At 69.3% G+C, this 24,315-nt stretch carries 13 protein-coding genes and 1 tRNA gene; 9 read left to right on the top strand and 5 right to left on the bottom strand.

All coding sequences use genetic code 11. The features are described 5' to 3' along the window. The first annotated feature begins 61 nt into the window (after positions 1-61). The 3 genes from recC to recD are packed head-to-tail and all read left to right on the top strand — an operon-like array spanning position 62 to position 9,389. Entirely contained in the window at positions 62-3,613 is a 3,552-nt protein-coding gene (recC, locus tag B4920_RS16800) for an exodeoxyribonuclease V subunit gamma (protein WP_254050969.1), read from the top strand. Then, a complete protein-coding gene (recB, locus tag B4920_RS16795) occupies positions 3,610-7,275 on the top strand; it encodes an exodeoxyribonuclease V subunit beta (protein ID WP_079435784.1) in 3,666 nt (1,221 codons plus the stop codon). The genes recC and recB overlap by 4 nt, the downstream gene beginning before the upstream one ends. Then, positions 7,272-9,389, top strand: a complete 2,118-nt coding sequence (gene recD / locus B4920_RS16790; RefSeq protein ID WP_079435783.1) for an exodeoxyribonuclease V subunit alpha — start codon at positions 7,272-7,274, stop codon at positions 9,387-9,389. Before recB ends, recD begins: the two co-directional genes overlap by 4 nt. A gap of 66 nt (positions 9,390-9,455) precedes the next feature. Here the strand turns inward: recD and B4920_RS16785 are convergent, their stop codons facing one another. After that, entirely contained in the window at positions 9,456-13,031 is a 3,576-nt protein-coding gene (locus tag B4920_RS16785; RefSeq protein WP_079435782.1) for a PAS domain S-box protein, read from the bottom strand. Between the two features lie 144 nt (positions 13,032-13,175). Next, positions 13,176-13,250 (bottom strand) — tRNA-Val (locus tag B4920_RS16780). A 147-nt stretch (positions 13,251-13,397) separates the two neighbouring features. On the opposite strand from B4920_RS16780, the gene B4920_RS16775 reads away from it, so the two are divergent. Beyond that, complete coding sequence (locus B4920_RS16775; protein WP_079435781.1) at positions 13,398-14,240, top strand: tetratricopeptide repeat protein; 843 nt, start codon at positions 13,398-13,400, stop codon at positions 14,238-14,240. A 116-nt stretch (positions 14,241-14,356) separates the two neighbouring features. Here B4920_RS16775 and B4920_RS16770 read toward each other — a convergent pair whose 3' ends face one another. From B4920_RS16770 to B4920_RS16760, 3 genes are all read right to left on the bottom strand, one after another. Continuing rightward, positions 14,357-15,235 (bottom strand): DMT family transporter, encoded by an 879-nt coding sequence (locus B4920_RS16770; protein WP_088179487.1) that lies wholly within the window; start codon positions 15,233-15,235, stop codon positions 14,357-14,359. 113 nt (positions 15,236-15,348) lie between these two features. Then, positions 15,349-16,848, bottom strand: a complete 1,500-nt coding sequence (locus tag B4920_RS16765) for an NAD(P)H-hydrate dehydratase (protein WP_079435780.1) — start codon at positions 16,846-16,848, stop codon at positions 15,349-15,351. A 91-nt stretch (positions 16,849-16,939) separates the two neighbouring features. Further along, complete coding sequence (locus B4920_RS16760) at positions 16,940-17,509, bottom strand: NADPH-dependent FMN reductase (protein ID WP_079435799.1); 570 nt, start codon at positions 17,507-17,509, stop codon at positions 16,940-16,942. A 210-nt stretch (positions 17,510-17,719) separates the two neighbouring features. Here B4920_RS16760 and urtA point away from each other — a divergent pair, with 210 nt between their 5' ends. From urtA to urtE, 5 genes are all read left to right on the top strand, one after another. Beyond that, positions 17,720-18,979 carry an urea ABC transporter substrate-binding protein gene (urtA, locus tag B4920_RS16755; protein WP_079435779.1) on the top strand — a complete coding sequence of 420 codons (1,260 nt, stop codon included), beginning with the start codon at positions 17,720-17,722 and terminating at the stop codon, positions 18,977-18,979. A gap of 95 nt (positions 18,980-19,074) precedes the next feature. Next, positions 19,075-20,679: an urea ABC transporter permease subunit UrtB gene (gene urtB, locus B4920_RS16750; RefSeq protein WP_079435778.1), complete on the top strand. Its 1,605-nt coding sequence runs from the start codon at positions 19,075-19,077 to the stop codon at positions 20,677-20,679. 12 nt (positions 20,680-20,691) lie between these two features. Further along, positions 20,692-21,909, top strand: a complete 1,218-nt coding sequence (gene urtC / locus B4920_RS16745) for an urea ABC transporter permease subunit UrtC (protein WP_079435777.1) — start codon at positions 20,692-20,694, stop codon at positions 21,907-21,909. 2 nt (positions 21,910-21,911) lie between these two features. Beyond that, positions 21,912-22,763 carry an urea ABC transporter ATP-binding protein UrtD gene (gene urtD / locus B4920_RS16740; protein WP_079435776.1) on the top strand — a complete coding sequence of 284 codons (852 nt, stop codon included), beginning with the start codon at positions 21,912-21,914 and terminating at the stop codon, positions 22,761-22,763. A 3-nt stretch (positions 22,764-22,766) separates the two neighbouring features. Then, positions 22,767-23,459, top strand: coding sequence for an urea ABC transporter ATP-binding subunit UrtE (urtE, locus tag B4920_RS16735; protein WP_079435775.1), 693 nt, complete (start codon positions 22,767-22,769; stop codon positions 23,457-23,459). Positions 23,460-24,315: the final 856 nt, after the last annotated feature.

Below are 24,315 nucleotides of genomic sequence, written 5' to 3'. Positions count from 1 at the left end.
ACCCCACCGTGTCACAGCCCAAGCGCAAGCTCGCAGTCGAATCAATCCCCCGGAGACCTCCTTGACCGCCAATCCGCTGCCCACCGGCCTGATGCTGGTCCATGGCAACCACCCCGAAGCGCTGCGTGACCTGCTGGTCACGTGGAGCCGGCGCTATCCGCTGGCGCCGCTGGAAACCGAGACCCTGCTGGTGCATAGCAACGGCATCGCCCAGTGGCTGCGCCTGGCGTTGGCCGAGGATGCCGACGGGGAGTTCGGCGGCGGTTGCGGCATTGCCGCGGGGCTGGACATGTCGCTGCCGTCGCGCTTCCTGTGGCAGGCCTACCGGGCCGTGCTGGGCTTCGATGCGGTGCCGGAGAGTTCGCCTTTCGACAAGCCGCTACTGGTGTGGCGGCTGATGCGCCTGCTGCCGGGCGTGATGGCGGCGCCGGACTACGCGCCGCTGCGCCGCTTCCTGGCTTCCGACGCCGACCTGCGCAAGCGCTTCCAGCTCGCCGAGCGGCTGGCCGACCTGTTCGACCAGTACCAGGTGTATCGCGCCGACTGGCTGGCCGCCTGGGCGGACGGCGAGGACGTGTTGATCCGCGCCAACGGCGAGCGTCCGCCGCTGCCCGACGAGCAGCGCTGGCAGGCCAGCCTGTGGCGCGCGCTGCTCGATGACGTGGCGGCCGCCGGCGACGGCGGGGCGCTGGCCGGGCAGGGGCGGGCGGCGGTGCATGAGGCCTTCCTGCGCCGCGTCGAGGCGTGGCCGGAGGACGCCGGCCGGCCTGTCGGGCTGCCGCGCCGGGTGATGATCTTCGGCATCTCGGCGATGCCGCGCCAGTCCCTCGAAGTGCTGGCCGCACTGTCCCGGTGGACCCAGGTGCTGATGTGCGTGCATAACCCCTGCGAGCACTTCTGGGCCGATATCGTCGCCGACAAGGACCTGCTGCGCGCCACCCACAATCGCCAGCGCCGCCGTGCCGGCATGCCCGCCGAGGTGTCGGAGGACAACCTGCACCTGCACGCCCATCCGCTGCTGGCAGCGTGGGGCAAGCAGGGGCGCGACTTCATCGGCCTGCTCGACGAACACGACAGCGATTCCGCGCGCGAAGGCTACCTGCAGCACTTCGTGGACATCCGCCAGCGCATCGACCTGTTCGCGCCCCACGGCCAGGCGCGCCTGCTCAACCAGCTGCAGGACGACGTCCGCGACCTGCGCCCGCTGGCCGAGACGCAGGCCCGCTGGCCGGCGGTGGCCCCGGACGACGACTCGATCCGTTTCCACATCGTCCACAGCCCGCAGCGGGAAGTGGAAATCCTTCACGATCAGCTGCTCGCCGCCTTCAACGCCGACGCCACGCTGCGCCCGCGCGACGTGATCGTGATGGTGCCGGACATCGACGCCTACGCGCCGCACATCCAGGCGGTGTTCGGGCTGATGGACGCCAGCGATCCGCGTTTCATCCCGTTCAGCATCGCCGACCAGGGGCGGCGCCAGCACGATCCGCTGGTCAATGCCATCGACAAGCTGCTGGGGCTGCCGACTTCGCGGGTGGCGGTCAGCGACGTATTGGACCTGCTGGAAGTGCCGGCCCTGCGCCGCCGCTTCGCCATCGCCGAGGACGACCTGCCGCTGCTGCACCGCTGGATCCACGGCGCCCGCGTACGCTGGGGCCTGCACGCCGAGCACCGGCAGAGCCTCGAACTGCCGGTCGCCCTGGACGGCAACAGCTGGCTGTTCGGCCTGCGCCGCATGCTGCTCGGCTACGCGGTGGGCGGCACCGGCGGCGCGTGGCAGGACATCGAGCCCTACGACGAGATCGGCGGCCTTGATGCTGCGCTGCTCGGGCCGCTGGCCACGCTGCTCGACCGCCTGGAGGCGAGCTGGCGCGTACTCGCCAGCCCGGCCACCGTGCCCGACTGGTGCCAGCGCCTGCGCCAGCTGCTGGCCGACTTCTTCGACGCCGAGGACAGCGGTGATGCTTTCACACTGCAGCAACTCGATGCGGCGCTGGAAACCTGGCAGCAGGCCTGCGAGCAGGCCCGCCTGGACGATCCGCTGCCGCTGGCGGTGGTCGGCGAGCACTGGCTGGCCCAGCTCGACGATGGCAGCCTGTCCCAGCGCTTCTTCGCCGGCTCGGTGACCTTCGCGACCCTGATGCCGATGCGCGCGATCCCCTTCCGCCAGGTCTGCCTGCTCGGCCTCAACGACGGCGACTATCCGCGCACCCGCGTGCCGATGGACTTCGACCTGATGGGGCGCGACTACCGCCCCGGCGACCGTTCCCGCCGCGAGGACGACCGCTACCTGTTCCTCGAAGCCCTGCTGTCGGCGCGGGAGCGCCTGCTGATCTCGTGGGTCGGGCGCAGCATCAACGACAACACCGTGCGTCCTCCGTCCGTACTGGTCGGCCAGCTGCGCGACCACCTTGCCGCCGGTTGGCGGCTGGCCGGGGCGGAGCAGGGCGACAAGGACGCGCTGCTGAAAGCGCTGACCGTCGAGCACCGCCTGCAGCCTTTCAGCCCGGATTACTTCCCGGCCGACCCGCAGCACGGGCCGCTGTTCACCTACGCCAACGAGTGGCGCATCGCCGACGACCGGCCCACGGCGGGTGGCGAACTGCCGCCGCTTCAGCGCGACGAGCCGCTGCGCCTGGCCGACCTGGGCGGCTTTCTGCGCGATCCGGTGAAGCAGTTCTTCCGCCAGCGCCTGCATGTGGATTTCGACATGGACGACCCGGCCAGCGACGACCAGGAACCCTTCGACCTGGACGGCCTGCAGCGCTGGAGCCTGTGGAACGAGCTGATCGGCCTGCAGGCCGCCGCCGTGCATGCCGGCGAGGACCGGGCCCAGGCGCTGGAGGACGGACTGGCCCGTCTGCGCCGGCGCGGCGAATTGCCCGCCGCGGCTTTCGCCGAGCTGATGGCCGCCGACCTGGCGAAGCCGATGGAAGACTTGTTCGAGCGTTACGAAGACGGCTTGGCCCGCTGGCCGGACGAGTCGGACGAAGACGAGGAGTTGCGTTACGAGAGCAAGGACACCGGTTTGCGCGTGGAGGATTGGCTGGCCGGCATCCGCACGGACGCCGACGGCAAGCGTGGTCGCGTGGTGCTGGAGAGCAGCGACGTGGTGAAGAAGGGCCAGTACCAGCGTCACCACCTGGTCCGCCACTGGGTCGCCCACCTGGCGGCCCACGTGACGGTTACTGGCGGGCCGCTGACCACGCTGGTGGTCAGCAAGGCCGGCAGCGTGGAGCTGGAGCCGCTGGACCCGAAGGAGGCCGGCCATCACCTGGAGAACCTGCTGGCCGCGTGGCTCGACGGTCAGGGCCGCCCGCTGCCGCTGGCGGTGAAGACCGCCTTCGCGTGGCTGAAGCACGCCCCCAGCGAGGATACGGAAGCCATGGACAAGGCCCGCAAGGACGCCACTACGGCCTACGAGGGTGACGGTTACCAGAGCGACGGCGAACTGGGCTCCAGCCCCTACCTGCAGCGGGCTTGGCCCAGCTTTGCGGCGCTGGTGGAGGATGGCGACTTCGCGCGGCTGGCGACCAGCCTGCTGCGTCCGCTCTACCTCGCCACCTTTGTGAAGAAGAAAGACAAGGCCGCCGCCGGCGGAGAGCAAGCATGAGCCCGATTTCCTCGACCCCCGCGGACCTCGCGCCGCTGCGCTTTCCGCTGTCCGGCAGCCGCCTCATCGAGGCCAGCGCCGGCACCGGCAAGACCTTCACGATCGCCGCGCTGTACGTGCGCCTGGTGCTCGGCCACGGTGGCGACGGCGCCGCCTTCGGGCGCCCGCTGACGCCGCCGGAGATCCTCGTCGTCACCTTCACGGACGCGGCCACCAAGGAGCTGCGCGACCGCATCCGCGCCCGCCTGGCCGAGGCGGCCGGCTACTTCCTCGCCGATCCGGCCACGGTGGAAGACAAGGAGCCCGGCAAGGACCTGCTCCACGACCTGCGCGCCGACTATCCGCCGGAAGTCTGGCCCGGCTGCGCACGCAAGCTGCAGCTGGCCGCCGAGTGGATGGACGAGGCGGCGGTGTCCACCATCCACGGCTGGTGCAACCGCATGCTGCGCGAGCACGCCTTCGACAGCGACAGCCTGTTTACGCAGACCCTCGAAACCAACCAGGACGAGCTGCTGGCCGAGGTGGTGCGCGACTACTGGCGCAGCTTCATGTACCCGCTGGAGGTGGAGGCGGCCCGCGCGGTGAATGGATGGTGGGTGTCGCCGGAGGCGCTGCAGGGTGAGGTGAAGCAGCTCCTGCTGCACGCCGACCTGCTGGGCGAGGCGGCGGCGCCGGCGGCCTGTGTGGCGGCTGCCGAGGCGGAGAAGCGGCGCCAGCTGGCGTTGCTGAAAGCGCCGTGGCGCGACTGGGTGGAGGAGCTGCGCGCCGTGCTCGACGCTGCCCGCGATGCCAGGCACATCAACGGAACCAGGCTCAAGAAGAACAACTACGACACTTGGCTGGATGCGCTGGCCGCCTGGCGGGACGATCCGGCCCAGCTCGGCCCGGTGCTCAACACCGGCTGGACGCGCCTGACGCCCGACGGCATGGCGGAGGTGTGGAAGACGGACAAGGCGCCGGTGCCCGGGCATCCGGCGTTGGCGGCCATCGCCGGCCTTCAGGCCCAGCTCGCCGCGCTGCCCGACGCCCGCGACGACGTGCTGCGCCATGCCGCTGGCTGGGTTGCGCAGCGCTTTGCTGCGGAGCAGGCCCGCCACGCCAAGATGGGTTTCAACGACCTGCTGACCCGCCTCGACGCGGCGCTGACTGGCGCCAACGGCCCGCGCCTGGCCCAGGTGATCCGCGAGCAGTTTCCGGTGGCGCTGATCGACGAATTCCAGGATACCGACGCGGTGCAGTACCGCATCTTCGACGCGGTCTATCGCGTCGCGGCCAACGACGACAGCACCGCGCTGATCCTCATCGGCGACCCCAAGCAGGCCATCTACGCCTTCCGTGGCGCCGACATCTACACCTACCTGTCGGCCCGCGCCGCCACCGCCGGCCGGCATTACACGCTGCGGCGCAATTTCCGCTCGACCCACGCGATGGTGGCGGCGACCAACCGCTGCTTCGCGCTGGCCGAGGAGCGCGACGGCGGGGCCGGCGCCTTCCTGTTCCGTAGCGACGCCGGCAACCCGGTGCCCTTCCTGCCCGCCGAGGCCAATGGCCGCGACGACGTGCTGCAGGCGGAAGGCGCCGAACTGCCGGCGCTGAACCTGTGGCGGCTGCCGCCCAAGGCGGATGGCAAGGCGCTGTCGAAGAGCGACTACGTGTCCGCGATGGCGGCGGTCTGCGCCAGCGAGATGGTGCGTCTGCTCAAGCTCGGCCAGCAGGGCCAGGCCGGTTTCTTCGGTAAGGGCGAAGGGCGTGGGCTGCGTCCGGCCGACATGGCAGTGCTGGTCAGCAGCGGCAGCGAGGCCACGGCGATCCGCGACGCGCTGGCGGCACGCGGTGTGCGCAGCGTGTACCTGTCGGAGAAGGAGTCGGTGTTCCGGCGCCCGGAGGCGGTGGAGCTGCAGCTCTGGCTGTCCGCCTGCGCCGAGCCGGACGACGGCCGCCTGCTGCGCGCCGCGCTGGCCACGCCGACGCTGGGCCTGGACTGGGCCGAGCTGGACGGCCTCAATCGGGACGAGACCGCGTGGGACGAACGTATCGACCAGTTCCGCGCCTACCGGGAATGCTGGCGGCGCCAGGGCGTGCTGCCGATGCTGCGCCGCCTGCTCAACGACTTCCGCGTGCCGGCGCGCCTGCTGGCCGGCGGCGGGGCGGGGGAGCGCAGCCTCACCGACCTGCTGCACCTGGCCGAACTCCTGCAGCAGGCCAGCTTGCTGCTCGACGGCGAGCACGCACTGATCCGCCACCTGGCCGAACAGCGCCGGGAGGACAAGGTCGGCGGCGACACCCGCCAGGTGCGCCTGGAAAGCGATGCCGACTTGGTGAAGGTGGTGACCATCCACAAGTCCAAGGGCCTCGAATACCCGTTGGTCTTCCTGCCCTTCGCGTGCAGCTTCCGCGCCACCAAATCCACCGACCTGCCGCTCAAGTGGCACGACGCCGACGGCCAGCTGCAACTGGCCCTGCAGGGCGACGACCCGGCGCAGCTGGCGCTGGCCGACCGGGAGCGCCTCGGTGAAGACCTGCGCAAGCTCTACGTGGCGCTGACCCGCGCCCGTTACGCCACCTGGGTCGGTACCGCGGCGCTGGACGGGCTGGAGCGCAGCGCCCTCGGCTATCTGCTCGGCGGTGGGCTCGATACAGGGCTGGCCGAGCTGGCTGCAGCCGACGGCATTGCACTGCTCGACGATCCGGAAGCCAGCGACGAGCGTTATCAGGCCCGCGACACGGCACTCGTCGAAGGGGCCGCGCGTCAGCCGCTACGCGCGGTGCGCGAGCGCTGGTGGATCGCCAGCTACTCGGCGCTGCACAGCGCCGCCGGGCAGGGGCCGGACACGCCGGCGGAGGACGTCTTCCACGAGGCCGCCACGGCCCGCGCCGATGCGCCGGTGCCGGCGGCCGGCAAGGCCGCCGGGGGTGGGCTGCACGATTTCCCGCGCGGCGCGGCGGTCGGCACCTTCCTGCATGATCTGTTCGAATGGGCGGCCGGGCAGGGTTTCGCCCGCATTGTCGCAACGCCGGCCCTGCTGCGCGACGCCATCGCCCGGCGTTGCGCGGCGCGCGGCTGGGAACGCTGGATCGACCGGCTCACCGACTGGATGCTGGCTTACCTGCAGTTGCCGCTGGTCGATGGCGACGGCGCTGCGTCCCCGCTGACCCTGGCCGGCCTCGCCAACTGCGTTGCCGAGATGGAGTTCTGGATTGCCGTGCATGACGTGGACCTGCCGGCGCTGGATGCCCTGGTGCGCAGCCATACCCTCGGCGGCGCGGCGCGGCCGGTGCTCGACAAGGGCCAGCTCAACGGCATGCTGAAGGGCTTCATCGACCTGCTGGTGGAGCACGATGGGCGCTACTACGTGGTGGATTACAAGTCCAACCGCCTCGGCGACGACGACGCGGCCTACACGCCGGAGGCCATGCGCGACGCGGTGCTGGCCGAGCGCTACGAGCTGCAGTACGTGCTCTACCTGCTGGCCCTGCACCGTCTGCTCAAGCTGCGCCTGCCGGACTACGACTACGACTGCCACGTGGGCGGCGCGCTCTACCTGTTCCTGCGCGGCAGCCGCGCCCCCAGCCGCGGCATCCACGCCGAGCGTCCGCCGCGGGCATTGATCGAAACCCTCGACGCACTGTTCGCCGGCGCCCGCCGCCAGGAGGCCGCATGACTTTCCGCACCTACGACGATCCGGCCGCCATGAAGGCGCTGCTGGCGCGCTGGGCCGAGCAGGGCTGGCTGCGGGCGCTGGATGCGGCCTTCGCCGACTTCCTGCAGCGCGAGGCGCCGACTGCGCCGCCGCTGTTGATCCTCGCCGCCGCACTGGCCAGCCACCAGCTCGGCCGCGGCCATGCCTGCCTGGACCTGGGCGACACGCTGCACGATCCGGGCTTCGCGCTGTCCCTGCCACCCGAAGGGGCCGGCGAGGCGGACGGGGCCGAGCTGCCGCCGCTGCCCGCCGATGTGCTCGACGGCCTGACTGTGGCGCAGTGGCTGGTGGCGCTGGATTTTCCGCTGCTCGTTGGCGGCGGGCCTGGCGGTGAGGTGGGCAATACGCCGCTCGTGCGCGTCGGCCAGCGCATCTATTTGCGCCGCTACTGGCAGTACGAGCGGGACGTGCAGGACGGCATCCGCCAGCGCCTGGCCGCCATGGCCGGGCGCCAGCACGACTTGCCGCTGGATGCCTTGCGTGCGGCGCTGGACGTGCTGTTCCCGCCGTCGTCGGGCGTGGCCGGGCCGGACTGGCAGAAGCTGGCCTGCGCGCTGGCGGCGCGTAGCGCCTTCGCGATCGTCACCGGTGGCCCCGGCACCGGCAAGACGACGACGGTGGTGCGCCTGCTGGCGGTGCTGCAGGCGCTGGCGCTGGCCGAGCGGCCGGAGCGCCCGCTGCGCATCCGCCTGGCGGCGCCGACCGGCAAGGCGGCAGCGCGCCTCAACGAGTCCATCGCCGGCGCGGTGGCCAAGCTCAAGCTGGATGGGCTGCCGGCCGGCGAGCAGGTGAGGGCGGCGATCCCGGTGGCGGTGACGACCTTGCATCGCCTGCTCGGCAGCCGGCCGGACACCCGCCATTTCCGTCACCACGCCGGCAATCCGCTGCCCCTCGAGGTGCTGGTGGTGGACGAGGCGTCGATGGTGGACTTGGAGATGATGGCCGCCGTGCTTGCCGCGCTGCCGTCGTCGGCACGACTGGTGTTGCTCGGCGACAAGGACCAGCTGGCCTCGGTGGAGGCCGGTGCGGTGCTCGGCGAGCTGTGCCGGCGTGCCCGCGAAGGCCACTACACGCCGGACAGCCGCGCCTGGCTGGAGGCGGCCACCTGCGAGTCGATGGGCGCGGAACTGATCGACGCCGCCGGCACGCCGCTGGACCAGGCCGTGGCGATGCTGCGCCACAGCCACCGCTTCAGCGGCGACAGCGGCATCGGCCAGCTGGCGGCGGCGGTGAACGACGGCGCGGTGGACCGTGTCGCCGGTGTGTTCGCGCAGGGTTACGCCGACTTGGCGCGCATCGCGCTCGGCGGCGAAGGCGAGGCCGCGCTGCGCCGGCTGGTGGTGGATGGCGACAACGGCGCGCCGGCCGCGGCGGATGGCGAGCGGCCCCGCGGCTACCGGCACTTCCTGCGCCAGATGGCGGATGGGCGCCCGGCTGCCGACGCATCCCAGTCGGAGCTGGACGCCTGGGCGCTGCAGGTGCTCGCGGCCCACGGCCAGTTCCAGTTGCTGTGCGCGCTGCGCCGCGGCCAGTGGGGCGTCGAAGGCCTCAACCGGCGCATCGCCGGCTGGCTGCACGAGGCCGGGCTGATCCCGGCCGAGGAAGGCTGGTACGGGGGCCGGCCGGTGCTGGTGACGCGCAACGACTACGGCCTCGGCCTGATGAACGGCGATATCGGCATCACGCTGGCGCTGCCGCTGGAAGGCGGCGGCACCCAGCTGCGGGTGGCCTTCCCCAGCGGCGACGGCAGCCAGGGCGTCAAATGGGTGCTGCCGAGCCGCCTGCAGGCCGTCGAGACGGTGTATGCACTGACGGTGCACAAATCCCAGGGCTCGGAATTCACCCACGCGGCGCTGGTGCTGCCAGACGGGCTCAACCCGATCCTGACCCGCGAGCTGGTCTACACCGGCATCACCCGCGCCAGGCGCTGGTTCACGCTGGCCGATGCGCCGGCCTCGAAGGTGCTGGAACGCGCCGTCGAGCGGCGCGTGCTGCGGGTGTCGGGGCTGCTGGACGGGATGGGGGACGGGAAGGGAGAGGTCGTTGGGGCGAATTCATTCGCCCTCAGCCGGTAGTCCGAAGTCCGCGGGCGAATGAATTCGCCCCAGCGGAGGGGCTGTCCACCCGTCCGTGGAGGCCGCTTAGCCGGCGCTGCCACTGCCACCCGTGAGGTTCTCGGCCGGCAGCGGAATGGCTTCGTACAGGTGGACCGCGTTGCGTCCGGACAGCTTGGCGCGGTACATGGCGATGTCGGCGGACTTGAGGATCTCGTTCTGGCTGCTGCTCAGGCCCTGGAACAGGGCCACGCCGATGCTCGACGAGCAGCGGTGTTCAATGGTGATCGAACCGCCGTCGTCCTGCAGGGGCAGCAGATAGGGGCGGGCCAGGGCCTGGCGGATCTTCTCGGCGATGGCCATGGCTTCGAGGCGGGACACGTCCTGGTCGGCATCCAGGCCACCGAGGACGATCACGAACTCGTCGCCGCCGAGGCGGGCCACGGTGTCCACTGCCCGCACGCTGCGGCTCAGGCGGCGCGCCACCTCGATCAATAGCAGGTCGCCGACCGCATGCCCGTGCTCGTCGTTGAGGGGCTTGAAATTGTCCAGGTCGAGGAGGATCAACGCACCGTATTCGCCGTTGCGCTTGCTGGCGGCCTGGGCTTGGGCCAGGCGGTCGTGGAGCAGGCGCCGGTTGGCGAGCTGGGTCAGGCTGTCGTAGTAGGCGAGCTTGCGGATCTGCTCCTCGATGCGCTTGCGCTCCGAGATGTCGCTATGAACGATCACCGCGCCGCGGCGGCCACCGCCGAGGGGGGTGGCGGTCATCGTGAACCAGCGCTCCTGCTGCGGCGCATGGCACGCGTATTCCAGGCTGAAGGTCGGCAGGCGGCCGTCGAGCACACCGCGGATGCCGTCGTGGGCGGTGCCGGCAGTGGCGTCGGTGAGGGGGTCGGGGCTGCTGCCGCAGACGTCCAGGTAGCTGGCGCCGACACCGGTACTGGCGTCGCAATGGCCGGGTTGGGCGCTGTTCTGGGTGGCGAATTGCCGCCAGGCTTCATTGACCATCACGATGATGCCGGCGTGATCGAGCACGGCGATCTCGTTGGGTACCGAGTCGAGGATGTGCTGCATGAACACCCGGCTCTCGCGCAGCGCATCTTCGGCCTCTTTGCGCTCGGTGATGTCGATGAAGAAATTGAGGGTGGCGGCCTGCTCGTTCCAGTGGATGCCGGCACTGCCCACGTCGAACCAGCGCACGCCCCGGTGGCGGGTGCGAATCCGGATCGAGTGGCGGTGGTCCGGACTGCCGTTGCCGGCTTCGCCCGCGTCGGGGCGGAAGACCCGGGCCCCGTCGTCGGTGGCGACGACGAAGTCGCCGAAGGGCTGCGTCTGCAGTTCCTTCTCGCTGTAGCCGAGCTGCCCGGCGAAGGCCGGGTTGCAGAAGCGGATGAAGCCGTCCTGGGCCACGCAGATGCCTTCGGCGCTCGATTCGATGAGCAGGCGGTAGCGCTCTTCGCTTTCCCGCAGGCGGGTCTCGGCCTGGCTTTTTTCGATGGCGATGCTGGCCAGGCGGGCCATCTGTTCGATCAGCGCGATGTCGGCGCCTGTCGGCGAATGCGCCGTGCGATGGTAGATCGCCAGGGTGCCAAGGACGCGGTGGGAAGACGAGCGGATCGGTTGGGACCAGCAGGCCCCCAGTTCGGCCCGCGCCGCCAGATCAAGGTATGGCGCCCAGTAGGGATGGTTGGCGATGTCCTCGACGATGACGCGTTCGCCGGTGAAGGCGGAGGTGCCGCAGGAGCCGACGCCGATGCCGATCTCCAGGCCGTCGCAGGAGGCGTTGAAGAAGTCCGGCAGGCTGGGGCCGATGCCCTTGTGGAAGCGCCGGCCTTCGCCGTCGAGCAGCTGGATGCTGCTGCGCACGCCGGGGTGCAGCCTTTCGATGCCGGTGACCATGACGGTCAGGATCTGCTGCAGCGGGGCGCCGCCGGCCAGCATCTCGAGGATCTGGCTGCGGAAGCGTTCGTGGTCCTCGGTCTCCTTGCGCTGACTGATGTCGGCGATCACCCCGATCACGCCGGCGTCGGTGGCCTTGTCGAAGGGCCGGCAGGTGAGATGACCCCAGAACACGCTGCCGTCGGCGCGCTGGTACCGGCGGTCGAAGTCCACCACCGGGATCTCGTTGGCGAGCATGGCCTGCACCCGCTGGCGGGCCGGCTCCCGTTCGGAGGCCAGCACCAGGTCCGCATAGTCGCTGCCGACCAAGGTTTCCATCGGTCGCTGGAACATCTCGGCCATGCGCCGGTTGGCGAGCGCAATGCGACCGTCCCGGCCTACCAGGAAGATCGCCACGAAGGAGGTGTCGAGGATCTGCTGCAGCAGGGCTTGCCGGTTGGCCAGGTTGTCGTTGGCCACGGCGAGGGCCCGCGTGCGGTCGGCCACGCAGGATTCCAGCAGTCTCTCGGTCTGGTTGGCGGTTTCGAGGGCGCGGGTCTTTTCGGCGAGCAGATTCCAGTAGGTGTGGCGGACTTCATGCAGCAGGGCGCCGCCGGCCAGCAGCGCGAACAGGACGAACAGGCCGTTGCGCAGCACCAGCAGCTGTGGCGATGCCGGGATCAGACCGAGCAGCGGCAGCACACCGCTGAGCAGGCCGCACAGGTAGAGGAACAGGGCCAGCGCCAGCACCCCGTCGGCGCGGCTGCGGGACGCGACGACGCGACGCAGCTGCAGCGTCAGGGCCGCGATGCTGGCCGCCAGGTTGAGGAACAGCGCGATGCGGATCAGCGGGCCGTAGTGTTCGATCAGCAGGCTTGCCGGAATCAGTGCGCAGTAGACGGTGGCCAGGACGTAGAGACGGTCGAGCCAGCGCGGTGCGCTGATGCGGATGACGAATTCGCGCAGGGTCCACAGCATGCTGGCAACAGCCAACGGCGCCAGGATGCCGATGCTGGTATCGCCCCACTGCGGGTGCTCACGCCACAGGGAGCCCGCCAGAAAACCCTGGGAATTGGCGACGTGGAGCCCGTTCAGCAGTAGCGCCACGCTCAGGGCCAGGTAGGGGCGGCTGCGGTTGATGGCCACCATCGCCAGCATGAACAGCAGCGCGATGATCAGCGCGCCGAAGTACAGGCCCCAGTACAGCCCGCCGTTTTCGGCGTCCTCGATGAAGGCTTCCGGTGTGCGCAGGCTGGCGATCAGGTACAGGGAGCTCGTTGTCTCGATGCGCAGGAATACATAGGTCTGCGGTATGGCAGCCGGCGCCAGTTGGAAGGCGAACAGGCGATGGGCGAGTTCCCGGTCGCCGTAGGGCAGGCGGTCGCCGGCCTGGCGCATCTTCCAGCGTCCGGAGTCCTTCTCGTAGAGTCGTACGGAGTCGAGCACCGCGGGCTGCAGTTCGAGCCACCAGGGGCCGTTCCCCGGCGGGCGCGCGAAGCGCAACCACACCGTGTTGCGCGTGTAGCTCAGGGCCAGCCCGCCGGCTACCGGCGTGAATGCGCTGTCGGGCAACTTCGCGATGTCTTCGATGGTCTTGGCGCCGCTGTCGTCTACGAAGGCGGCGTAGCCCAGGTCGGTCCCGAGCTGGAAGCGCGTGAGCCCGCCTTCCGCGAGGCTCGGCGGACAGTGGAGGAGCAGGCACAAGGCCAGCAGACCCAGGATGCAGGTGACGAACCGGGCCGCTGGCGACACCCGCTGCGGGGGCGACAGGAGAGGGGAATACATGGCCGGAGTATCGGATTTTTCCCGCCCCGTGACCTGGCTTAGTCCCTGCCCGGTGTGAGGATATTGGCGCTTGCGTGTAGATCACGAAGCATTCACCGACGTAAACGAAACCAGGCGCCCGGAGGCGCCTGGTTTGCTGAATTCTGGTGGGCGGTACTGGGATCGAACCAGTGGCTTCCACCGTGTGAAGGTGGCACTCTACCGCTGAGTTAACCGCCCGGTGAGTTGAGGAGCGCATTATAGGAATGAGCTTAAGACTCGTCAAGCGCTTTTTGTGTTTTTCTGGCTTAAATCCGGGTGTCCGTGAGTTTTGCCTGTTTCATGCACAATGCGGTGGCGCCATTACAACAATCAACGGAGACAACAATGCCCCAATTTTCAGCCGCCATCCGCCGGCCTCTGCTGGCCCTTTGCCTGTGCGTAACGGCAGGCCCGCACATGGTCCACGCGGAACTCCTCGACGAGGATGAACTGGCCGAGATCGTGCGCAAGCCGGCCATCGGTCTCTACAAGGGCTACGCCGAGTTCAAGATGGCCCATTACATCGAAGCCCGCCAGATCTGGACGGCACTGGCCAACAAGGGGATGGGCGAGGCCTGGTTCAACCTGGGCATCCTGGCCGAGGACGGGCTCGGCGAGCCGAAGGATGGCGCCGAGGCGCGGCGGCGTTACGAGAAGGCCGCCCTGGCCGGCAGTCGCAATGCGGCGCTGCGCTTGGGCACGTCCCTGCAGACCAGCCGGCTTGGTGCGCCGGACCGGGTGGGCGCGCGGCACTGGCTGCAGGTTGCGGTCGACCTGGGGGACGACGAGGCGGCCGCGCAGCTTGCCGTGCTCGACGGCCCGGCGGCTCGTCCGGTGAGTGCCGCGGACAAGCGGCTGGCCCAGGCCCGCCGGCTGGAGGCGGACGGCAGCCTGCCGGATGCGGTGACTGCCTACCGGGCGATTGCCGACGCCGGCGACCCCCGCGGGCTGACCCGCCTGGCCTGGCTGCATGAGGCTGGCCGCGGCGTGCCGCGCAATCTCGACGAGGCCGCGCGCCTGTTCCGCCAGGCGGCGGAGGCCGGCGACGCGGAAGGGCAGTACGCGCTGTCGGTGATGCTCGACACCGGCGCCGGCCAGGCCCGCAACCCGGACGAGGCCCTGCGCTGGCTGAAGGCTTCCGCCGCCGGCCGCTATCCGCCGGCCGTCGAGGCGCTCAAGGCGCGCTGAGGCCTCGTTTGGGGGCGCTGGCCCACGCCGTAGGGGCGAATTCATTCGCCCTCAGTCGGTTCAGCATGCTCTGCGGGCGAATGAATTCGCCCCTACTGGCATCGGCGCTGGCAAGTCTAGGTGCTGCTACGGCGCCGGCTGTCCACGGCGATCAGTACGCCGGCGGTGCCGATGACCAGCATGCCGGCCAGCGCGACGGCGTCGGGCAAGTGGGTGAACACCAGCCAGCCGAACAGCGTGGACCACAGCAGCTGGCCGTACAGCATCGGCGACAGCAGCGACGCGGGGGCTTCGCGGAAGGCGCGGGTGAGCAGGAAGTGGCCGCTGCCGGCGAGCAGGCCCATCAGCGCCATCAGGGTGTAATCGGTGCCGGACGGCGTGGGGCCGTGGTCCAGCCATGGGATTGCCAGGCTCATCGCGCCGCAGCCGATCAGCGCGGTGTAGAACAGCAGCGTCACCGGGCTCTCGGTGGCGGCCATGCGGCGGGTCAGCAGTTGATACAGCGCATACGCGCCGGCCGCCACCAGCGCGTAGATCACGCCGTCGGCCACCAGTCCGCTGCCTGGCCGGGCCACCATCAGTACGCCGCCGAAGCCGAGCAGCACCGCCAGCCAGCGCAGCGCGCCGATGCGCTCGCCAAGGAGCGGGCGGGCCAGCAGCACGACGATCACCGGCGAGGCGAAGATGATCGCCGTGGTTTCGGCCAGTGGCATGCGCTGGAAGGCGGCCACGCCGCCCAGGCTGGTGATCAGCAGCAGCACCGAGCGCAGCACGTGCTGCATCGGATGGCGGGTGACGAACAGGCGGCTGCGCAGCCGCGGGCCGAGGAAGACCACCATCAGCAACAGGTGTACGGTGTAGCGGGCCCACACCAGCAGCGGTACCGGGAAGCGCTGGCTGAGGTACTTGGTGAACACGTCGAGCGTCGAGAACAGCACGACGGCCAGCAGGGCCAGGCCGATGCCAAGCAGGGGGCGTTGAGGAGGGTGAGTCACAGAGTTGGGCGGATTGGCGGAAGCAGATGGAACGGCATTGGTGTACGTTGGCGCGCCGAGGTTCCGTCGGGCTGACGGATCCTGTTGTCAGGCTGGCGTGGAAATGCGGTGGATCAGGCCTCGCCGCGGATCCAGCGGTTGAAGCAGCGCCGTGCGGCGGGGGCGACTTCGTCGGCGAGCAGGCCGCAGTCCAGGTCCAGTTCCGCGCAGCACGCGTCGCCGGCCAGGCCGTGCAGATGCACGCCGGCGAGCAACGCATCGCGGGCGTGCCAGCCGCGCGCCAGCAGCGCGGCGAGGATGCCGCTCAGCACGTCGCCCATGCCGGCGGTAGCCATCGCCGGGTTGCCGCTGGTGTTGATCCACCAGGCGCCGTCGGGGCTGGCGACCACGCTGCCGCAGCCTTTCAGCACGACCCACGCATTGAGCTGTGCAGCCATCCGGATGGTGGCGGCGAGCCGGTTGGCCTGCACCTCGGGTGTCGTGCATGCCAGCAGGCGGGCGGCTTCGGCGGGGTGGGGCGTCAGCAGCGTCGGCGCGCTGCGGCGGGCGACGGCCTGTTGCAGTTCGGCGTCGCGGGCCACCAGGTTGAGGGCGTCGGCGTCGAGGACCAGCGGTACGGCCAGTCGCACCGCGTCGTGCACGAGGGCGCGGGCCGCATCGGACTGGCCCAGGCCGGGGCCGACTGCGAAGGCGCCGATGGCGGGGTCGGCCAGCAGCTCCGCGGCAGCGCGGAACATCAGCTCCGGGCGCAGGATGTCCACCGCCAGCGCGCCCGGGTCGAGCAGGCCGAGCAGCACCCGGCCGGCGCCCAGGTGGGCGGCCGCCCGCCCGGCCAGCACGGCGGCACCGACCATGCCCGGCGCGCCGCCGATCAGCGCGGCGTCGCCGTAGCTGCCCTTGTGGCTGTTGCGCAGGCGCGGCTGCAGGCGGGCTGCGAACAGGGCCGGCGAGATCTCGCGGCCGGGCGCTGGGGCCAGTACTTCCGCCGCGACGTCGATGGGGGCGAGGTGGACCTCACCGCACTGGTCGGGCCCGTCCAGCGTCAGCAGGCCGGGCTTGAGGGCGATGAAAGTGATCGTGTGGGTCGCCGCAAAGCAGGGGCCCAGGCGGCGCCCGCTGTCGGCATCGAGTCCGCTGGGGATGTCCACCGCCAGGCGCGGGCAGGGCTGGGCGTTGAGGGTATCGATCCAGTCGGCGTAGCGGCCTTCGAGAGGGCGCTGCAGGCCGATGCCGAACAGCGCGTCCACCACCAGCGCCCAGCCTTCCGGCGGGGCGGGCGGTAGCTCGGTGTGGGTCGTGCCGCCGGCGGCCAGCCATGCGGCGTGGGCGGCGGCGGCATCGGCGGGCAGGCGGGCCGGGTCGCCGGCGAAGGCGACTTCCACGCGCTGCCCGGCCGCATGCAGCAGGCGGGCCATCACGAAACCGTCGCCACCGTTGTTGCCCGGCCCGCAGGCGACCAGCACCGGCCCGGCGCCGGTGGCGAGGCGGGCGGCCAGCAGGGCGGCGGCCGCGCCGGCGCGTTCCATCAACGGGGGTTCGGCGTCGGGGATGGCCAGCGCCTCGATGGCACGGATGCCGGCGACGGGATAGATCGGGCGGGACGGAGCAAACATGGCGTGCGCGTGCCGGCGCCCGTTGATGGCGGTGCGCCGGGCAATCCTGAATGAGTTGCCCCGATTCTAGCCGAGCCCGGCCGGCCCGCCGTCAGCCTTCCAGCGCGCCGCTGACGATCAGCAGCTTGCCGGCCAGATTGCGCAAGGTCTTGCTGCGGGCTTCGTCCAGTTGCCCGTCCTTGTCGAAGGCCTGGTCGGCGTGGCTGACCGCCAGGGTCTGCGGCAGCACCAGCACGCCGAGGCCTTCCAGCGAATCGCGCAGGTGCTTCAGCCCGCGCATGCCACCGAGCGCGCCCGGCGAGGCGGCGAGCAGCAGGGCGATCTTGTCCCGGTAGGGCACGAGGCCGCTCTCGTCGCCATCGGGGCGGGAGATCCAGTCGAGGGTGTTCTTGAGCAGCGAACTCACCGACGAGTTGTTCTCCGGCGAGGCGATCACCAGCGCATGGTGTTCCTTGAACAAGGCCTTCAGCTTGCGGGCGGCGGGCGGGATGCCCTCGGCCGCTTCCAGGTCGCCGTTGTAGATCGGCAGCGGGTAGTCGGCCAGTTCGATCAGCGTGACGTCTCCACCCAGGTCAGTCAGGGCTTGCGCGGCCACCTTGACCAGCTTGCGGTTGAGGGATTCCCGGCGGCTGCTGCCGGAGAAGACGAGGATGCGCGGCATGAAGGACTCCTGGGGATTGGTCGGGGCCATGCATGCGTTATAGGAGGGCATTCGCCGCAGCGCCAGCAACGGTGAGCCTCTACGGGTTTGGCGGAGGACTGCGCAGGACCTACGCAATCTGACGTATTCCGGGTATGGGGTGGGCTCCGTAATCTGCGTTCCATTGCTGCACCGCATTAGCCAAACCCAACTGATACCAAGGAGTCATCGATGCAAAACCGTCGTTCCTTCCTCAAGGCTGCCGTCATCTCCGCCTCCATCGCCGCGATGGGCGGCATCGCGTCCAGCGCCTATGCGGCCGACACCATCAAGGTCGGCATCCTGCACTCCCTGTCCGGCACGATGGCGATCTCCGAGACCGCACTCAAGGAAACCGCGCTGATGACCATCGAGGAAATCAACGCCAAGGGCGGCGTGCTCGGCAAGAAGCTCGAGCCGGTGGTTGTCGATCCGGCCTCCGATTGGCCGAAGTTTGCCGAGAAGGCCCGCCAGCTGCTGTCCCAGGACAAGGTCGCGGTGACCTTCGGCTGTTGGACCTCGGTGTCCCGCAAGTCGGTGCTGCCGGTCTACAAGGAACTCAACGGCCTGCTGTTCTACCCGGTGCAGTACGAGGGCGAGGAGCTCGAGAAGAACGTCTTCTACACCGGCGCGGCGCCCAACCAGCAGGCCATTCCGGCGGTGGAATACCTGATGAGCAAGGAAGGCGGCTCGGCCAAGCGCTTCGTGCTGCTCGGCACCGACTACGTGTATCCGCGCACCACCAACAAGATCCTGCGCGCCTTCCTCAAGAGCAAGGGCGTCGCCGAGTCGGACATCATGGAGGAGTACACCCCCTTCGGCCATTCCGACTACCAGACCATCATCGCCAAGATCAAGAAGTTCGCCGGCGAGGGCAAGAAGACCGCGGTGATCTCGACGATCAACGGCGACTCCAACGTGCCGTTCTACAAGGAACTGGGCAACGCCGGCCTGAAGGCCAAGGACGTGCCAGTGGTGGCCTTCTCGGTGGGTGAGGAAGAGCTGCGCGGCGTCGATGCCAAGCCGTTGGTCGGCCACCTGGCGGCGTGGAACTACTTCATGTCGGTGAAGAACCCCGACAACGACAAGTTCATCAAGATGTACCGCGACTGGGCCAAGAAGGCCAAGCTGCCGAAGGCCGACACCGTGGTCACCAACGACCCGATGGAAGCCACCTACGTCGGCATTCACATGTGGGCCCAGGCCGTCGAGAAGGCCAAGTCCACCGACACCGACAAGGTCATCGCGGCGATGGGCGGCCAGACCTTCAAGGCCCCGTCCGGCTTCACGCTGAAGATGGACGAGACCAACCACCACCTGCACAAGCCGGTCTTCATCGGCGAGATCAAGGCCGATGGCCAGTTCAACGTGGTGTGGAAGACCAAGGGCCCGATCCGCGCCCAGCCGTGGAGCCCGTATATCCCCGGCAACGAGAGCAAGCAGAAGCTGTAAGAGATCCCCAACCTCCTCAAGAGGGCAGTTTGGCCGGCGGTGGGCTCCGGGCCCGGAGCCGGCCATTTTTTCGCCCTCCGATTCAGGGAGCAAGCATGAAACGACTCATATTCATCCTGAGCCTGGCCCTCGGCCTGGGCGTCGGCGCGGTGCGCGCCGACGTAGCCCCTGAGGTGCTCAAGGGCCTCGCGTCGGAAGACTTCGACGCCAAGCAGGGCGCCGTGGCGGCGCTGGCCGAGGTCGGCGATGCCGACACGGCGCGCCTGCTCAAGGCCCTCTCCGACGACGCGGTGGCGGTGGCCGGTGACAAGCTGGTGATCGTCGCCGGCGACCAAGTGCTGGACGCCGCCAACGGCAAGCTGCTGAAGCCGGCGCCGGCCAGCCCGGATTCCATCAGCCTCAACAACAGCCTGCGCCAGCAGGTGGATGGCGCCCTCGCGGCGCTGCGCCTGCTGTCCACCGACAAGGCCGAACGCCTGGCCGCCGCCAAGGCCCTGCTGGCCGACATGGGCGACGGCGCGGCGCTGCTGCCGCTCTTCGACAAGGCCTTGAAGCAGGAGCAGGACGGCGAGATCAAGCCGATCCTGGTGCAACTGCAGGCCCAGGCCAGCCTCGCCAGCCCCGACGCCGCGGCCCGCCTGCAGGCCGTGCAGACCCTCGGCCAGTCGTCCAGCCCGGCAGTCAAGGCGCTGCTGCTGCCGCTGATCGAGAAGCAGGGCGACACTTTTGCCGAGCCGGACGAGAAGGTGCGCCTGGCCGCCCAGACCGCGATCAAGGCCATCGACGGCCGCCTGGTGTGGAGCGACATGGCCGGGCAGGTGTTCACCGGTCTCTCCCTCGGCTCCATCCTGCTGCTGGCCGCGCTGGGCCTGGCCATCACCTACGGGGTGATGGGCGTCATCAACATGGCCCACGGCGAGCTGCTGATGGTCGGTGCCTATTCCGCCTATGCGATGCAGGCCCTGTTCCGCAGCCGCTTCCCGGATTTCGTCGATTACTACGTGGTCGCCGCGGTGCCGGTGGCCTTCTTCGTCGCCGCGGCGGTGGGCATGCTGATGGAGCGCACGGTGATCCGCCACCTCTACGGCCGCCCGCTGGAAACCCTGCTCGCCACCTGGGGCCTGTCCCTGGTGCTGATCCAGGCAGCGCGCCTGCTGTTCGGCGCCCAGAACGTGGAAGTGGCCAACCCGGCGTGGATGTCCGGCGGCGTGCAACTGGCCGAGAACCTGTCGCTGCCGTGGAACCGCCTGGTGATCGTGGCCTTCTCGGGCTTCGTGCTGCTGGTGGTGTGGCTGCTGATGAACAAGACCCGCCTCGGCATGTTCGTCCGCGCCGTGACGCAGAACCGCCCGATGGCCGGCTGCGTCGGCGTGCCGACGGCGCGCATCGACACCCTGGCCTTCGGCATCGGCTCCGGCATCGCCGGCCTCGGCGGCGTCGCCCTGTCGCAGATCGCCAACGTCGGGCCGGACATGGGGCAGGGCTACATCGTCGATTCCTTCATGGTCGTCGTGCTCGGCGGCGTCGGCCAGCTGGCCGGTGCGGTGTGGGCTGCGCTGGGCCTCGGCGTGGTCACCAAGTTCCTCGAAGGCTGGGCCGGGGCGGTCATCGCCAAGATCCTGGTGCTGGTCTTCATCATCATCTTCATCCAGAAGCGACCCCAGGGGCTGTTCGCCCTCAAGGGCCGGTTCGTCGACTGAGCGGGGGCTGCGATGCGCACACCTGTAAGCGTGAAACTTGTTGCCGGCCTCGGTCCGCGGGGCTGGCTGGCGGTGTCGGCGGTCTTTGTTGCGGCCTGGGTGCTGGTGCCGCTGGCCCACCTGATGCTGCCCGAGGGCCATCCGCTGCACATCTCCACCTATGCCATCACCCTGATCGGCAAGATCCTGTGCTACGCCGTGGTGGCGGTGGCGATGGACCTGATCTGGGGCTTCGGCGGCATCCTGTCCCTCGGCCACGGGCTGTTCTTCGCCCTCGGCGGCTACAGCTTCGGCATGTACCTGATGCGCCAGATCGGCCGCGACGGCAGCTACGGCGCCGACATCCCGGACTTCATGGTCTTCCTCGACTGGAAGGAACTGCCCTGGTACTGGTCCGGCACCGACAGCTTCCTGTGGTGCCTGCTGCTGGCGGTGGCAGTGCCCGGCGTGATCGCCTGGATCTTCGGCTACTTCGCGTTCCGCTCGCGCATCAAGGGGGTGTATTTCTCGATCATCACCCAGGCCATGACCTATGCCGCGATGCTGTTCTTCTTCCGCAACGAGACCGGCTTCGGCGGCAACAACGGCTTCACCGACTTCAAGCGCATCCTCGGCTACTCGATCACCGCGCCGGAGACCCGCGTGGTGCTGTTCGGCCTGTCGGTGACGCTGCTGCTCGGCACGCTGATCCTCGGCAAGGCGCTGATCGCCTCCAAGTTCGGCCGCGTTCTCACCGCCATCCGCGACGCCGAGAACCGCGTCATGTTCATCGGCTACAACCCGCTGCACTACAAGCTCTTCATCTGGACCGTGTCGGCCATGCTGTGCGGCCTGGCCGGGGCGCTCTACGTGCCGCAGGTGGGCATCATCAACCCGTCGGAAATGTCCGTTGCCAACTCCATCGAGATCGCCATCTGGGTCGCGGTGGGCGGGCGCGGCACGCTGGTCGGGCCGATCTTCGGGGCCGGCATCGTCAATCTGTCGAAGACCTGGTTCACCACCAGCTTCCCCGAATACTGGCTGTTCTTCCTCGGCCTGCTGTTCATCCTGGTGACCCTCTACCTGCCGGAAGGCGTGGCCGGCCTGTGGGCCAGGATCAAGGCCCGCCGCGCCGAGAAGGCCGCGCTGGCGGCGGCCCGCACCGAAGCCGCCGCTGTGCCGGCCGCACCGCGCACGCCGGCTGCCCCTGAATCCAAGCTGCCCAACGGCACTGCCGCAAAAGGAGCCTGACGATGCGCGTCGAATCCTCCATCTCCCGCAACGCCCCCGCCGACGGCCAGAAGGAAGGCTGGGACGGCGCCGCCAACACCGGCCACGTGCTGACGCCGGGCGCGCTCGACCTGTCCCACAAGGTCATGCTCTACCTGGACGACATCACGGTCAGCTTCGACGGCTTCCGCGCCCTCAACAAGCTGTCCCTGCAGATCGATGCCGGCGAGCTGCGCTGCATCATCGGCCCCAACGGGGCGGGCAAGACCACGATGATGGACGTCATCACCGGCAAGACCCGGCCCGATTCGGGCAAGGCCTTCTTCGGCCAGACCATCGACCTGACCCGCCTGACCGAGCCGCAGATCGCCCACGCCGGCATCGGCCGCAAGTTCCAGAAGCCGACCATCTTCGAGCACCACACCGTCTTCGAGAACCTGGAGCTGGCCCTCAAGACCGACAAGCGGGTCAAGAAGAGCCTCTTCGCGCGGCTGTTCGGCGACGACCTCGACAAGATCGCCGACACCCTGCGCCTGATCCGCCTAGACGACCAGGCCGACCGGCCTGCCGGGCTGCTGTCCCACGGCCAGAAGCAGTGGCTGGAGATCGGCATGCTGCTGGTGCAGGACCCCAGGCTGCTGCTCCTCGACGAGCCCGTCGCCGGCATGACCGACGACGAGACCGAGCGCACCGCAGAGCTGTTCGTCAGCCTCAAGGGCAAGCACTCGCTGGTGGTCGTCGAACACGACATGGCCTTCGTCGAAGCCCTTGGCGGCAAGGTCACCGTACTGTGCGAAGGCTCGGTGCTGGCGGAGGGCGACCTCGCCACCGTCCAGGCCGATCCGCGCGTCATCGAAGTCTATCTGGGGCGTTGAACCATGCTGACCGTCACCAACCTCAACCAGTACTACGGCGGCTCCCACATCCTGCGCAACCTCAGCTTCGAGGTGCCGATGGGCAAGGTCACCACCCTGCTCGGGCGCAACGGGGTGGGCAAGACCACGCTGCTCAAGACCCTGATGGGCCTGGTGCCCGCCGCCACCGGCAGCATCGCCCTCGACGGCGCCGACATCACCAAGGCCCCCAGCTACGGCCGCGTGCGCGCCGGCATCGGCTACGTGCCCCAGGGCCGCGAGATCTTCCCGCGCCTGACGGTGGAGGAGAACCTGCTGATGGGCCTCGCCACCCGGCCCGCCAGCGCCGAGGTGCCGACCCGCATCTTCGAGATGTTCCCGGTGCTCAAGCAGATGATGCGGCGGCGCGGTGGCGACCTCTCCGGCGGCCAGCAGCAACAGCTCGCCATCGGCCGCGCGCTGGCTCCGGGGCCCAAGCTGCTGATCCTCGACGAACCCACCGAGGGCATCCAGCCGTCCATCATCAAGGACATCGAACGGGCGATCCGGGCGCTGGCCGAGACCGGGGAGATGGCGATCCTGCTGGTGGAGCAGTACTACGACTTTGCGCGCTCGTTGGCGGATCACTATCTGTTGATGGAGCGGGGGGAGATTATTAGTGCGGGTAGGGGGGAGGAGATGGAGGTGAATAAGGTGAGGGAGATGTTGTCGGTTTGACGGCCGCTGTTCTACCGCTACTGGAGGGCTGCCCCCCGTGGGGTCGAATTCATTCGACCTCGATGCTTTCAGCGCCTTGCCGGCTGCATGTTGGTGCTTTGCTGGGCGGCTTTCCTTTTTATGGTCCTGGATTGGCCGGGACTCGCCCCGGCGGGCGACCTTCTTCTTTGCGTCGCCAAAGAAGAAGGCAAGAAAGGCGACCCGTGCCTCACCGGTCGTCCGCTATGCGGACGACTTCCCTGTGCTGCTCGCAGCAGGCGGCCGGCGCGGAACTCGTCGGCTTTGCCTCCTCAGACAGCCGCGCCGGACATCCCCGTCTGCTGCTGTGCGGATCAAAGGTTCAGGACGGGCGTTGAGGATGCACCGAGCGTTTGCTGAGGCTGGGGCTGAGCTGGCTCAAGTCCGAGGGAGGTTCGCTTACCTTTGTACTGGACCCGCTCCCGTCTGAGATGAGCCAGCTTCTTCCGGCATCGAGACCACTGCCTTTGGCGCTGAAAAAGTTCAAGTGAGACCTGAATTCACGCCCACTACAGCCGAGCCAGAGGCGCCCACGCGGATCAGGGCTGCGCATGTTTGAGCCCGCAGGGCGAGTTTGCGCAGACCCCGCCAGGCACGCCCGGAGCGAGGGCACCCCCGCAGGGGGCGCGGCAGCGGGGCACGTTTCTTTGCGTCCTTTCTTGTCGTGTGACAAGAAAGGATGTCGCCCGCCGGGGCGAGACCCGGCCAACGTAAAGCAAAACAATGGAAATCCGCCCAGAAAACCCTCACACCCGCAGCGCCAAGCGCCACCAGTGCCCCGGTTTGGTGCGCAGGCCGTCCTCCGAACCCATGGTCCAAGCCTGCGACCCCACACGCC

It is taken from the genome of Zoogloea sp. LCSB751, from assembly GCF_002028455.1.
In the GTDB taxonomy this organism is placed as follows: domain Bacteria; phylum Pseudomonadota; class Gammaproteobacteria; order Burkholderiales; family Rhodocyclaceae; genus Zoogloea.
Note: the sequence above shows the minus strand (reverse complement) of the source record. Positions and strands in the feature narration are given on the sequence as shown.